5 protein-coding genes are annotated in these 13285 nt (G+C 74.7%); 3 read left to right on the top strand and 2 right to left on the bottom strand.

Annotation, left to right across the window (positions count from 1 at the left end; all coding sequences use genetic code 11):
* Window positions 1-53: 53 nt before the first annotated feature.
* From SCK26_RS13795 to SCK26_RS13785, 3 genes are read left to right on the top strand one after another with little or no spacing between them, the layout of a single operon-like run.
* The gene (locus tag SCK26_RS13795; protein WP_318201608.1) at window positions 54-266 is read left to right on the top strand and encodes an MbtH family protein; all 213 of its coding nucleotides are present in this window, start codon (window positions 54-56) and stop codon (window positions 264-266) included.
* Window positions 263-1261: an ornithine carbamoyltransferase gene (locus SCK26_RS13790; protein ID WP_318201607.1), complete on the top strand. Its 999-nt coding sequence runs from the start codon at window positions 263-265 to the stop codon at window positions 1259-1261. Before SCK26_RS13795 ends, SCK26_RS13790 begins: the two co-directional genes overlap by 4 nt.
* Window positions 1258-2493: an MFS transporter gene (locus SCK26_RS13785; RefSeq protein WP_318201606.1), complete on the top strand. Its 1236-nt coding sequence runs from the start codon at window positions 1258-1260 to the stop codon at window positions 2491-2493. Before SCK26_RS13790 ends, SCK26_RS13785 begins: the two co-directional genes overlap by 4 nt.
* Window positions 2494-2610: 117 nt before the next feature.
* Here the strand turns inward: SCK26_RS13785 and SCK26_RS13780 are convergent, their stop codons facing one another.
* Both SCK26_RS13780 and SCK26_RS13775 read right to left on the bottom strand, forming a co-directional pair.
* Window positions 2611-3366 carry an ASCH domain-containing protein gene (locus SCK26_RS13780; protein ID WP_318201605.1) on the bottom strand — a complete coding sequence of 252 codons (756 nt, stop codon included), beginning with the start codon at window positions 3364-3366 and terminating at the stop codon, window positions 2611-2613.
* Between the two features lie 292 nt (window positions 3367-3658).
* The gene (locus SCK26_RS13775) at window positions 3659-13078 is read right to left on the bottom strand and encodes a non-ribosomal peptide synthetase (protein ID WP_318201604.1); all 9420 of its coding nucleotides are present in this window, start codon (window positions 13076-13078) and stop codon (window positions 3659-3661) included.
* Between the last annotated feature and the right edge of the window lie 207 nt (window positions 13079-13285).

Below are 13285 nucleotides of genomic sequence, written 5' to 3'. Positions count from 1 at the left end.
AGCTCGGGAGAGTCCGTGTCTGCACGGATCCCTTGTTCACCGGAGGTGGGAAAATGCACGCTGAGGAAGCCGACGACCGCCGCTATCTCGTGGTGCTCAACGACGAGGAGCAGTACTCGGTCTGGTGGGCCGACCGGGCCCTCCCGGCCGGCTGGCACCCGGAGGGCACCGAGGGCAGCAAGGACGAGTGCCTGGCCCACATCGGGAAGATCTGGACCGACCTGCGGCCGGCGAGCCTGCGCCGCCGGATGGCTGCGGCCCGATGAGTGCCGCCCGCAGGCTGGTGTCGCTCCAAGACCTGAGCGACGGCGAGCTGGAGCGGATCGTGCGCCGGGGCGTCGCCCACTCCGCGGGCACCTCCGTCCACCACGAGCCGCTGGCCGGCCAGGTGGTCGGCATCTACTTCGCGATGACCTCGACCAGGACCCGGACCGCGTTCTGGTCCTCGGCGCTGCGGCTCGGCGCCCACGTCGTCAACTTCGGCCCGGCGGACCTGCAGACCAACACCGGTGAGGCGTCCTCGGACACCGGGCGGGTGCTGGCGGGCATGCTCGACCTGCTCGTCGCCCGCACCGGCCGGCCCACCGGGGAACTGGAGGCCTGGGCCGGGCAGCACCGGATGCCGGTGGTCAACGCGATGACCGAGGAGGAGCACCCGACCCAGGCGCTTGCCGACCTCACCACCCTGCGGCGCCACTTCGGCTCGCTCGACGGACTGCGGGTGCTCTACGCCGGCGAGGGCAACAACACCGCGTCGGCGCTGGCACTGGCGCTGGGCCGCACTCCCGGCGTGGAACTCCAGCTGCGCACGCCGCCCGGCTACGGCCTCGACCCGCGCTTCCTGGAACTGGCGCGCGGCCACGCCCGGCGGTCCGGGGCCCGGGTCGAGGAGAGCCACCGGATGGAGCCCGCGCCCGGCGGCTTCGACGTCGTCTACACCACGCGCTGGCAGACCACCGGCACCACCAAGCCCGACCCCGACTGGCGGCGGACCTTCCAGCCGTTCCAGGTGACCCGGGAGCTGTGGCGGAGCAGTCCGGACGCGGTGTTCATGCACGACCTGCCCGCCCACCGCGGCGAGGAGGTCACCGCGGACGTGCTGGACGGGCCGATGAGCATCGCCTTCCAGCAGGCCGAGAACAAGATGCACAGCGCCATGGCGGTCCTGGAGTGGTGCCACGGCGCTCCCATGGAGGACCGGGCCGGGAGCGCGGCCGCCGGGGACGGCCGTACCGAGAGCGAAAAGGCATCCCTGTGGTGACCGGGATCAGTCCCAGCGGCGCGTCGGCCAAGGCCGGCGCGCCGCCGCCGTTGCGGCGCAACCGGGACTTCCTGCTGCTGTGGACCGGTGCGGGCGCCACCCAGCTCGGCGCCCGCACCGGGGTGATCGCCTATCCGCTGCTCATCCTGTGGGGCAACGGCACCGCCGCCGACGCCGGACTGGTCGCGTTTGCCGGGCTGCTGCCCATGCTGGTGCTCCAGCTGCCCGCCGGTGTGCTGGTGGACCGCTGGGACCGGCGCCGGCTCATGCTGATCTGCAACGTGATCGGGCTGGCGGCGATGGCCAGCGTGGTGGCGGTGGTGCTGGCCGGCCGGGTCTGGCTGCCGCACGTCCTCGCGGTCGCCTTCGTGGACGGCGCGGCGACGATCTTCTACCAACTGGCCGAGCGCACCGCGGTCCGCAACGTGGTGCATCCCGACCGGCTGTCCTCCGCGCTGGCCCAGAACGAGGCGCGGGGACGGGCGGCGGGACTGCTCGGCCAGCCGGTCGGCGGCGCCGCGTTCTCCGTCGCGAGCTGGCTGCCGTTCGGGGTGGTGGCGGCCGGGCACCTGCTGTCCCTGGTCAACCTCAGCCTGGTCAAGGCGCCGTTCCAGGAGGAACGCGGACCGGGCGAGCGGGACTGGAAGGCGGAGGTGCGCCAGGGCCTGTCCTGGCTGTGGGGACAGCGGTTCCTGCGCGCGGCGATCGGCGTCGTGGCGGTCACCAACCTGCTGTTCCAGATCGTCAACATGGCCCCGCTCGTGGTCATCCGGGAGCACGGCGGCTCGGCGGCCCAGGTCGGGCTGATCGGGCTGGTCTCCGGTCTCGGCGGGGTGGCCGGCGCGCTGTCGGCCGCCAAACTGCTGACCGGGATCAGGCTGCCGAACATCCTGCTCGGCACCCTGGTGAGCTGGACGGTCCTGGTCCCCGTGGTGGCCCTGACCACGCAGTACTGGGCCCTGCTCGCGCTGTACGCGGCGATGTCGTTCACGGGCGCCGCGCTCAACGTCGGCGCCGGGGCCTACATGGCGCACCTGGTCCCCGACGAGATCCACGGCAAGGCGATGAGCGCGGTCATGCTGGCCTCCTGGGGCGCCAACTCCGTGGGCGCGCTGGCCGCGGGCTTCCTGCTGGCCGCCTTCAGCACGGCGACGGTCCTGCTCGGGGTCGCCGCGGCCATGCTCCTGTGCACCGTCGCGGCCGCCGCCAGCCCGGCGATCCGCAACCCCTGACCCAGCCCTCACCGCCCAGCGGCCGAGGCTCCCCACCCGCTTTCCGGGCCGGGAAGCCCCGGCCGCTGGGCACAGCCATGCCGGCCCCCGACCGGCGCCCGCGTCCTCACCGGCGGGTCAGGCGGCGCCCGTCTCGTCGTCGACCCGGAAGGTGATGACGTCGACTTCGTCGGTGCCCGCCAGATCCGGGTAGTGGCCCTTGAGGGCTTCCTGGAGTTCGGCCGCGGTCGACAGTCCCTCGGCTCGGGCGTCCTGGTCGGTGAGTTCGCCGACCAGGCAGTGCCGGATACCGGTCACCTCCGCCGGCAGGACGACTTCGGGGTCGCTCTCGAACACCAGCCGTGCCGGGCCGGGCCGCGCCGGGTCCCGGAAGCGGGTGGTCCTGGACTTGGCGCCGGAGCGGACGACGTCGAGGTAGCGGGGGTTGAAGCGGATGATCGGAGGACCGGCCGCCTCGGGGTCCTGGTAGAGCGATGGGTCGAGACCGTTCATGCCCGACTCCGGGGTCCACTGCTGGGCCAGCGGCATCAGGTCGGCGGCGAGCACGGACCTGAGCCCCGCGGGGGTGGGCACGATGACGCGCATGGCGGGGTAGTAGTCCAGGAAGACCTGCCGATCGCGCCCGCACGGGCCGACGACCCCGCGCCCGTGGTTTCCCACGGCGACGATGCAGCGCATCTGGCGGGCGCCCTGGGCTCGCGCGGCTCCCAGAGCCACGAGTTCGGCGCAGGGCCCGCCGGTGAAGTGATAGAGGTTCACGCCGGCGAACATCCGGTAATCGGCTGCCATGACCGCGGCGCCCATCGTGTGGATCCCGTCCTCGTCGGGCCCGGCGTCGGTATGCGCGTCTATGGTCCGGCGTGCCAGTTCCACGAGTTCACGCTCGTCGTCATCGAGTACTCGTGCGGATGACGGGACGTACACCTTCGCGACCTTCCCTTCCTTCAGTGGTCGACCCAAGAGCATTCCACTCCACGCGGGCGGGCTCCACAGGGTTTCGGCAGCGCCCGGGCCGAGCCTGATCGTGATCACGGACCGGGAGGAGGCTCGTCGGCTAGGACTCCGTACGCGAGGGGCCGTTGGCCGGTGTCCGTTCATGAAGAAGGCTCTCCTCCCCGGTCGGGGAGGAGAGCCTTCGCCGGTGGACCCGCGGGCCCGCGGAGCGCTACGCCAGGGCGGTGCAGAGTCTGGCCGCCGTGCGGTACTCGAACACCTCCCGCACCGAGACGCTCACGCCCTCGCGGCGCAGCGCCTCGGTCGCCCGGAAGGCGCGGACGGAGTCGCCGCCGAGGTCGAAGAAGTCGTCCTCGACACCGAACTCGTCCACCGGCAGGACGGACCGCCAGACGGCGACGACCCGCTCCTCCAGCGGAGTCCGGGGCGCGACCGGTTCGGCCCGGACGTACGCCTCCGGCCCCGGCGCCGGCAGCCCGCGCAGCTCGGTCTTGCCGGCGACCGTCCGGGGCAGGGCGTCCAGCAGCACGAACGCGACCGGGATCATCGGCTCGGGCAGGACCCGGGCCAGCGCCCCGCGCAGCTCGGCCGGGCCGGCGGCTCCCGCGACCGCATAGGCCACCAGCTCGCCGCCGACCGCCGCCACGGCCGCCTCGGTGACCAGACCGGTGGCCAGGAGGGCGGCGCGGACCTCGCCGGGCTCCACCCGGTGGCCGCGGATCTTCAGCTGGTCGTCGAGCCGGCCCAGGAACTCCAGGGAGCCGTCGGCCAGCCGGCGGACCCGGTCGCCGGTGCGGAACCGGCGGGCGCCCGGTCCGCCCGCCGGGTCGGGCACGAACCGCTCGGCCGTGGCCGTGGCATCGCCGAGGTAGCCGACGGCGACGCCCGCGCCGCCGAGGTACAGCTCGCCCGGCACCCCGTCCGGGACCGGGTGCCCCGCCGCGTCCAGCGGCTCGGCGTGCACGCCCGGCAGCGGCCGGCCGATCACGCTCCGGCCGGCCCCGGCGATGTCCCCGGCGGTGATCCGGTGCGCCGTCGCGTAGATGGCGGTCTCCGTCGGGCCGTACATGTTGACCAGGACCGTACGCGCCAGCCGCCCGGCCCACGGGGCCAGTTCACCGAAGCGCACCTTCTCCCCGGCCAGCACCACCGCCCGCAGCCCCGGGTCGGCGCCGCCCGCGACCAGCTCCGTCAGGCCCCGGAAGGCCGTCGGCGTCTGGCACAGCACGGTCACGCCGTGTGCGTCGACCAGACCGAGCAGTTCGCGCGGCGAGCGGGCGGTCTCCCGGTCGGGGACGACCAGCGTCCCGCCCGAGAGCAGCGCGCCGAAGATCTCGAACACCGACACGTCGAACGCCGGGGAGTGGGTCAGCGCCCACACCTCGCCCTCGGCCATGCCGATCCGCTCCAGCGCGGCCAGGACGACCGAGGCCGCCTGGGCGTGGGTGACCGCGACCCCCTTGGGCCGTCCCGTCGAACCGGAGGTGTGGATCACGTACGCCAGGTCTCCGGCCGGCTCCGGCGCGGCCACCGGTCGTCCGCTCCCCGCCGGGGACACGGCATCGAGTCCCGGCAGGGCGAGCCCGGGTCCGGTCACCGCGATCCGGGCGCCCGCGTCCGCCGCGTACCCGGTGAGCCGGCCGGCCGGCAGGGCCGGGTCGAGCGGCAGATACGCGGCGCCGCACTTGAGCACGCCCAGCAGCGCCACGACGAGGTCGGCGGAGCGCTCGACATGCACGCCGACCCGGTCGCCCGGGCGGACCCCGCGCCCGGCCAGCCGCTCGGCCAGCGCGTTCGCCCGTTGGTCGAGGACCGCGTACGACAGGCTGACCGTCCCGGACACCACGGCGGGCCGGTGCGGAACGCGGGCCGCCTGCTGCTGGACCAGCTCGTGCAGCCGGGCCCGGACCGGCGCGGCCGGCTCCGGCCGGGCCGCCGGGCCGGGCAGCACGGGACCGCGGGCGTCGCCCTCCGGGTCGTGGGCCATGGCCTCCAGCACCGCGCGCAGCATCCGCCCGACGCGCTCGGCCTCGGGCCGGGACACGGCACGCGGGTCGTGGCTGAGGCCCAGCCGGTCCGGCCGGGCGATGACATTGAGCCCGAACTCGGTCCGCAGGCTGCCGCCCCGGCCGGCCGCGACATCGACCAGCTCGGTGTCCACCTGGTGGAAGTCCACGAAGTTGAAGATGGTGTCGACCAGCCGGCCCGGGCTCCAGCCGCGCTGGAGCGCCGACATCGGATAGCGGCGGTGCGGCCAGAGCCCGACCTCGCTCCGGAACACCGAGCGCACCAGCTCCCGCCAGGTCGCCGCCGTACGGTCCACCGGGAACGGCACCGTGTTCAGGTACATCCCGTGCACCCGGTCGGCGCCGATCCGCTCCGGCCGGGTGTCGCAGACCAGCCCCACATGGACGTCGCGCTCCTCGGTGAGCGCCCCCATGACCTTGACGAACGCGGCCAGCAGCACGCTCTTGACGGAGGCCTCGGCCCGCGTGGCGAGGTCGCGCAGCGCGGGCTGGAGATCGGCGAGGCCCACGACGACGTCGGTGGTGTCGGCCGGCCGCGCGCCGCCGCCTCCCCAGCTGTCAGGGAAGGCGAAGGGGACCCTGCCCGCCAGGACGCCCTCCCAGTACGCGCGGTCCTCCCCGGAGGCGAGCGAGGCCAGCTCCTCGGCGACGAAGTCGGCGAACCGGACGGCCGGAGGCCGGTGCGGTTCCGGCTCCAGCCCGTCCCTGAGCCGGCGGTAGCAGGTGACCAGCTCCATCAGCAGCTGGTGGTAGGTCCAGCCCTCGGTGATCAGGTGCGCCTGGGTGAAGACGACCGTCCAGTGGCCGTCCGGTTCCAGCAGCACGGTCATCCGCATCAGCGGCGCCCGCGCCAGGTCGAACAGATCACCCTGCCCGGCCATCGCGCGCACGGCCGCCGCCACGCCGGCCGGGGTGCCGTCCCTGAGGTCGCGGACCTCGACCGGGATGCGCGCGTGGTCGTGCACGAGCTGCATCGGCACGGAGTACCCGGACAGGTGCATCGAGGTCCGCAGCATCTCGTGCCGCGCCGTCAGTTCGTCCACGGCCCGGCGGAACGCCTCGGGCTCGAACGGCCGCTCGTCCTTGATCCGGAACGAGGTGACGTCGTGGTAGCTGTCGCGGCCGTCGCCGGACAGCATCTCCACGGCCATGCCGATCTGGTTCTGCGCCAGCGGATAGGCGTCGGCGAGCCCGCCGGGCAGCAGCGGCCGGTCCTCCTCGGGCACCAGCGCGAACGGCGCCACGACCTGCTGGGCCGCCGCGTCGAGCAGCGGCCGTTCGCCGACCACCGCGCACAGCGCGGCGACGGTCCGCAGCTGGAAGATGTCGCGGACGGTCACGTCCAGGCCCTCGGCGCGCAGCACGCCCGCCACGGTGACCGCCCGGATCGAGTCGCCGCCGAGGTCGAAGAAGGCGTTCTCCACCCCCACCCGGTCCACCGGCAGCGCGTCGAGCCAGGCCGCCGCCACCCGGCGTTCCAGGCCGGTGCGGGGTTCGACGTGGGCGGCCCGCGCGAACGCCGAGGAGCCGGGCTCCGGCAGCGCCTTGCGGTCCACCTTCCCGTTCGGGGTGAGCGGGATCCGCTCCAGCGTGACGAACGCGGCCGGGATCATGTAGTCGGGCAGGGTGGGGGCCAGCGCGGCCCGCAGCGCCGCGGGATCGGCCTCCTCGGCCACCACGTACCCCACCGGCTGTCCGCCCCGGACCGCCACCACGGCCTGCCGCACCAGCCCGGTCGCGGTGAGCGCGGCCTCGATCTCGCCCAGCTCCACCCGGTGCCCGCGGATCTTGACCTGGTCGTCGACCCGGCCCAGGTACTCCAGGTTGCCGTCGGCCCGCCAGCGGGCCAGGTCGCCGGTGCGGTAGAGCCGGTCGCCGGGCCGTCCGCCGAACGGGTCGGGGACGAAGCGCTCGGCGGTCAGCGCGGGCCGGCCGCCGTAGCCCCGGGCGACCCCGGTGCCGCCCGCGTACAGCTCGCCCGCCACCCCCGCCGGGACCAGGCGCAGTTCCTCGTCGAGGACGTACAGCTCGGTGTTGCGGACCACCGTGCCGATGGGCACCCGCTGCGCCGGCGCGCTCTCGGGCGTCAGGACGGCGTGGGTGATGTCGTCGGAGCACTCGGTGGGGCCGTAGGCGTTCACCAGCGGGATGCCGGGGAAGCGCCTGAACCAGCGCGCGCACAGCTCCGGCGGCAGCTCCTCACCGGTGACCACCAGCCGGCGCAGCGTCGAGAGCCGGGGCGCCCCGGTGCCGAGGTCCCACAGGTCCAGGGCGGCGCGCAGCAGCGACGGGACGACCTCCAGCACGGTCACCGACTCGGCGTCGACCAGGCCGAACAGCGCCTTCGGGTCGAGCGCCACCGAGCGGTCGGCCACCCGGGTCCGGCCTCCCGTGACCAGGGCCGCGAGCATCTGCCACACGGAGATGTCGAAGCCCTGCGAGGCGTTCTGCACGATCGTGTCGGCGGCGGTCAGCCCGAGGTCCTCCACCTTGGCGAGCAGGTGGTTGCCCATGCCGCGCCGGTGCACCAGCACGCCCTTGGGCAGGCCGGTGGAACCGGAGGTGTAGATGACGTAGGCCAGGTTCTCCGGGTCCGCCGGGGGACCGGCCGGCGCGCTGCCGGGGTCCGGGCCGTCCAGTGTCAGCACGGTGTCGGCGCTCAGGCCGTCCGGGGCGCCGGGTCCGGTCACCAGCCGGCGCGCACCGGCGTCGGCGAGCATGTAGGCGAGGCGGTCCGCCGGCAGCTCCGTGTCGAGCGGCAGATAGGCGGCGCCCGCCCTCAGCACCGCCAGCACCGCGACGACCAGCTCGGCGGAGCGGTCCATGCACAGCCCCACGACGGTGTCCGGGCCGACGCCCGCGGCGGTCAACCGGCGGGCCAGCCGGCCCGAACGCTCCTGGAGCCGCCGGTAGTCGAGCGTGCCCGCGGCATCGGTCAGCGCGGGCGCGTCCGGGGTCTCGCGCGCGAACGCGGCGACCGCCGCGGGCACGTCCAGGGTGAGCGGGGTGCGGACGTTCGCGGTCCACGCGGCGAGCTGTTCGCGCTCGCCCTCGGGCAGCCGGATGGCCCGCGCGTCGCCGTCCGGGCCGGCGGCCATCGACTCCAGCACCGCGCGGAACATCCCGGCGACCCGGTCGGCGCCCCGCTCGTCCACGAAGCGCGGGTCGGCGGTCACCCAGATGTGACCCGCCCGGGAGGACACGGTCAGCGGGAACTCGGTCGGGCTGTCGTCGGTCCCGGCCATGTCGATCAGATCGGTGTCGACCTGCCGGAAGTCCTGGTAGTTGAAGTACACGTTGACCAGGCGCTGGCGGCCGGGCACGTCCCGCTGGATCTCCGCGAGCGGGAACCGGCGGTGCGGCCAGAGCTCCACCTCCCGCTCGAAGGTACGGCGGACCAGGTCGCGCCAGGTCGCCGCGGACCGGTCGACGGGGAACGGCAGGGTGTTGAGGTACATGCCGTAGACCCGGTCGGCGCCGGCCGTCTCCGGGCGGGCGTCGCAGATCAGCCCGGTGTGGAAGGCCGCCTCGTCGGTGAGCTGGCTCATCACCTTGGTGTAGGCGGCGACCATCACGCTCTTGAGCGAGGCGTCGGCCGCCGAGGCGAGCGCGCGCAGCCCGTCCTCCAGGTGGGACCAGGGGGTACGGCGGACCAGGTACCGGGAGCCGGCCGGCAGCGACGGGTCGCCCCAGCCCGCCGGCACCCGCATCGGCGCGCGGCCACCGGTGACCCCCTTCCAGTAGGCGCGGTCGTCGGCCGAGTCCACGGAGGCCAGTTCGGCCGCGACGAAGTCCGCGAACCGGACGGCCGGCCGCTCGAACGGCTCCGGTTCCAGGCCGTCGCGGAGCCGGTCGTACAGCCCGAGCAGCTCCATGATCAGCGTGTGGTGGCCCCAGCCCTCCAGGATCGGGTGGCACTCGGTGACCGACAGCCAGTAGCCGCCGTCGTCGGTCACGTGGACGAAGACGCGCATCAGGGTGGGCGTGCCCAGGTCGAACAGGTTCGCGCGGTCGCGGGCCGCGTAGTCGGCGAGCACGCGCTGCACCTCCTCGTCCCCGAGCGGGCCCAGCACCTCCATGCCGACCGGCATCACCGCCTCGGCGTGCACGACCTGCATCGGCACCGAGTAGCCGGACAGGTGCAGCGAGGTGCGCAGGATCTCGTGGCGCGCCACCGCGATCCGGGCCGCCTCCCGCCAGGCCGCGAGCGAGAACGGCTTGGGGTCCTTGATCCGGAACGAGGTGACGTTGTGGTAGCTGTTCTGCTCGTCGGCGAGCATCTCGACGAGCATGCCGATCTGGTTCTGCGACAGCGGATACGCGTCGGCGGCGCCCTCGGGCAGCCGCGCCCGGTCCTCCTCGCCGATCAGCGCGAACGGAGCCACGCCCCGGTCCCGCCCGGCCAGCGCCGGGCGGGCCGCCAGCAGCTCGCACAGCGCGGCGACGCTGTGGTGGGCGAACACGTCCCGGACCGACACGTCCAGGCCCGCCTCCCGCAACGCGCCGACCAGCGCGACCGCCCGGATGGAGTCGCCGCCGAGGTCGAAGAAGCTGTCGTGCACGCCGACCTCGCCGACCGGCAGGACCTGCGCCCAGACGGCGGCGACCCGCTCCTCCAGCGCTGTGCGCGGGGCCGTCCTCGCCACGTCCGGCGCCGGGCCCGGTGCGGGCAGCGCCGCCACGTCCAGCTTGCCGACCGGGGTGAGCGGGATCCGCTCCAGCGCCGTGAACGTGCCGGGGATCATGTGCTCGGGCAGGCTCAGCGCCAGCCGGTCGCGCAGCGCGTCCGGCTCCGCCCCGGCGCCCTCGGGGACGTAGTACGCGGCGAGCCTGCCGTCCACGGCGAGCACCCGCGCCTCGGTGACCGACGGGTGTGCGGCCAGCGCGGCCTCGACCTCGGCGGGTTCGACCCGGTACCCGCGGATCTTCAGCTGGCGGTCGGCGCGACCGGCGAACTCGACGGTGCCGTCCGGCAGGAGCCGGCCGAGGTCGCCGGTGCGGTACAGCCGGGAGCCGGGCTTGCCGAAGGGGTCGGGCAGGAACTTCCCGGCGGTCGCCGCCGGCCGTCCCGCGTAGCCCCGGGCCACCCCGGTGCCGCCGACGCAGACCTCGCCGACCACTCCGGGCGGGACGGGGGAGAGGCTCTCGTCGAGCACGTACATGGTGGTGCCGGGGATGGGCAGCCCGATCGGGACGACCTCGCGCTGGGCGCCGGTCACCGCGTGCGCGGAGTTGCCGACGGTGATCTCGGTGGGACCGTACTCGTTGATCAGGCGGCCCGTGCCCAGCAGCGTGTCCCAGCGCTCCGCGGTCGGGCCGAGCAGGGCGTCGCCGCCGGTGACGACCACGTGCGCGAGGCCGTCGACGCCGGCGTCGGGGAGCTGGTGGCCCAGCAGTTCCAGGTGGCCGGGGGTGAGCTTGACGAACGCGTACGGCGCGTCCCGGGTCAGCAGGGCGCCGAGGTCGGCGAGGTCGAGGTCCTGCGGGAGCATGTGCACCGGCAGTCCCGCGAGCAGCGGGCCGAACAGCACCGGGACGACGACGTCGGAGGCGACCGTGGAGAACAGCGGGGCGCCGTTTCCCCGGGCGTCGCCGATGTACTCGGCCAGCACCCAGTCGAGATGGACGGCCAGCGACGCGTGCGAGATCTGCACGCCCTTGGGCCGGCCGGTCGAACCGGAGGTGTGGATGATGTACGCCAGCGCGTCCGGGTCGGGCAGCACGCGGGGGCCGGGGGCGTCGTCGGGATCGGCCTCGTCCACGACGACGATCTCGCCGTCGAAGACCTCGGCGAGGCGGCCGGCCCGGGCCCGGTCGGTGACGGCGACCCCGGCGCCCGCGTCGGCGAGCAGGGCGGCCCAGCGCTCCGGCGGGAAGTCCGGGTCCAGCGGTACGTAACCGCCGCCCGCGCGCCAGGTGCCGAGCAGGGCCGCGAGCAGGTCGGGGCCGCGGTCGAGCAGCACGCCGACGACCGACTCCGCCGCCACCGAGCGGCGGGCCAGCCGGCCGGCGAGGATTCCGGCGCGGTCGTCCAGGTCCCGGAAGGACACGGTGCCGCCCGCGCCGGTGACGGCGGGGGCGTCCGGAGTGGCCGCGGCCCGCTCGGTGAACCGTTCCGGCACGGAGCGGTAGGGAGCGGCGGGCGCTCCCCGGCCGGCCGCCAGGAACCGGTCCCGTTCGGTGTCGTCCAGGATCTCCACGGCGGACAGCGGACGATGGGGGGCGGAGGTGAGTTCGTCCAGCAGCCGGACCAGGTGGCGGCCCATCCGGGCGGCGGTGTCGCGGTCGAACAGGTCGGTGGCATAGATCAGCCGGCCGGCGAAGCCGCCCTCGCGGGAGTCGCGCACCTGGAGTTCGAGGTCGCAGCGGGCCACGCCGCCGTCGGCGAGGAAGGGCTCGGCCGCGACGCCGGGCAGCTCGAAGCGGGCGCCGCCGCCCTCGTGCAGGGTGAACACGGCCTGGTACAGCGGGGTGCGGGAGAGGTCGCGCTCGGGCTCGACCTCGGCGACGACCCGGGCGAAGGGGACGGCCTGGTGGTCGTACGCGTCCAGGCTGGTGCGCTTGGCCCGGTCGACCAGGCCGGCGAAGGAGTCGTCGGCGGCCCAGTCCGTCTTCAGCACCAGGGTGTTGACGCCGTAGCCGAGCATGCCCTGCAATTCGGGGCGGGTGCGTCCGGAGACCACGGTGCCGACCGCCACGTCCCGGCGGCCGGTGTAGCGGCCGAGCAGCACCTGGTAGGCGGCGAGCAGCACGGTGAACACCGTGGTGCCGCGCTCGTCGGCGACGGCCCTGACCCGCTCGGCCAGCCCCTCGGGGAAGTCCAGGCCGACCTCGTCTCCCCGGTGGCCGCGCACCGCCGGACGCGGCCGGTCGGAGGGCAGCTCCAGCGGCTCGGTGCCGGTCAGGTGGGACTTCCAGTAGGCGAGCTGCCCGGCGAACCGCTCACCGGACGCCTGCCCCCGCTGCCAGGCGGCGAAGTCGGCGTACTGGAGAGCGGGCGCGGGCAGCGGCAGCGCGCGGCCCTCGGCGAAGGCCGCGTAGGCGGTCGCCAGTTCGGAGATCAGGATGCCGGTCGACCAGGCGTCGCAGGCTATGTGGTGGGAGACCAGCAGCAGCACGTGGTCGTCGTCCGCGATCCGGATCAGCAGGGCCCGCGTCGGCCAGTCGCGCGCCAGGTCGAAGGCGTGCGCGCACGCGTCCTCCACCACCTCGCGGGCCCGCGTCCCGTCCGCCTCGGCGACGGCGAGCGTGCCCGGCCGGGCCGGGTCGACGACCTGCTCGGGCTCCGTGCCGTTCAGCACGTGCCGGGTGCGCAGGATCTCGTGCCGCTCGACCATCGCGTCCCAGGCCCGCCCGAGCGCGACCGCGTCCAGCGGTCCGCGCAGCCGGAACGAGACCGGGACCAGGTACTCGGTGCTGCCCGGGTCGAGCCGGCTGAGGAACCACATCTGTTCCTGGCCGAACGAGAGCGGCAGCGCGCCCGTGCGATCGGCCGGCTCGATGACCGCCCGCGCGCGCCGCCCTCCTCCGGCCAGCCGCTGCCGCAGCAGCTCGGCGCGCACCTCGTCGGCGGGCGGCGCCATCACGGAATCTCTCGGGGTCATCTCGGCCTCTTCCAGTCATGGATGCCTGTCAGCCTTCCGATGCTGGCGAGGGCCGCCATACCCCCTCCATATTCGGGCGGCGGCGGCCGGGGCCTCGTGGCCCGGGGCGCCGCCGCGGTGCCGGTGAAGGCGTGACAGATCGGGTGGCGAAGTCGGGTCCCGGCGGCGGCCGCACGGGCCACCGGCCGGCCGGAACGCCGGCGGCGG

The organism is Streptomyces sp. SCL15-4 (assembly GCF_033366695.1).
GTDB lineage: Bacteria > Actinomycetota > Actinomycetes > Streptomycetales > Streptomycetaceae > Streptomyces.
The sequence above is the reverse complement of the archived record's forward strand: the minus strand, read 5'-3'. Positions and strand labels throughout refer to the sequence as shown.

Excerpts from the sequence above, each read along its gene's own strand:
- SCK26_RS13795 (WP_318201608.1), top strand. The coding sequence starts at position 54 with ATGCACGCTGAGGAAGCCGACGACCGCCGCTATCTCGTGGTGCTCAAC.
- SCK26_RS13790 (WP_318201607.1), top strand. The coding sequence starts at position 263 with ATGAGTGCCGCCCGCAGGCTGGTGTCGCTCCAAGACCTGAGCGACGGC.
- SCK26_RS13775 (WP_318201604.1), bottom strand. The coding sequence starts at position 13,078 with ATGACCCCGAGAGATTCCGTGATGGCGCCGCCCGCCGACGAGGTGCGC.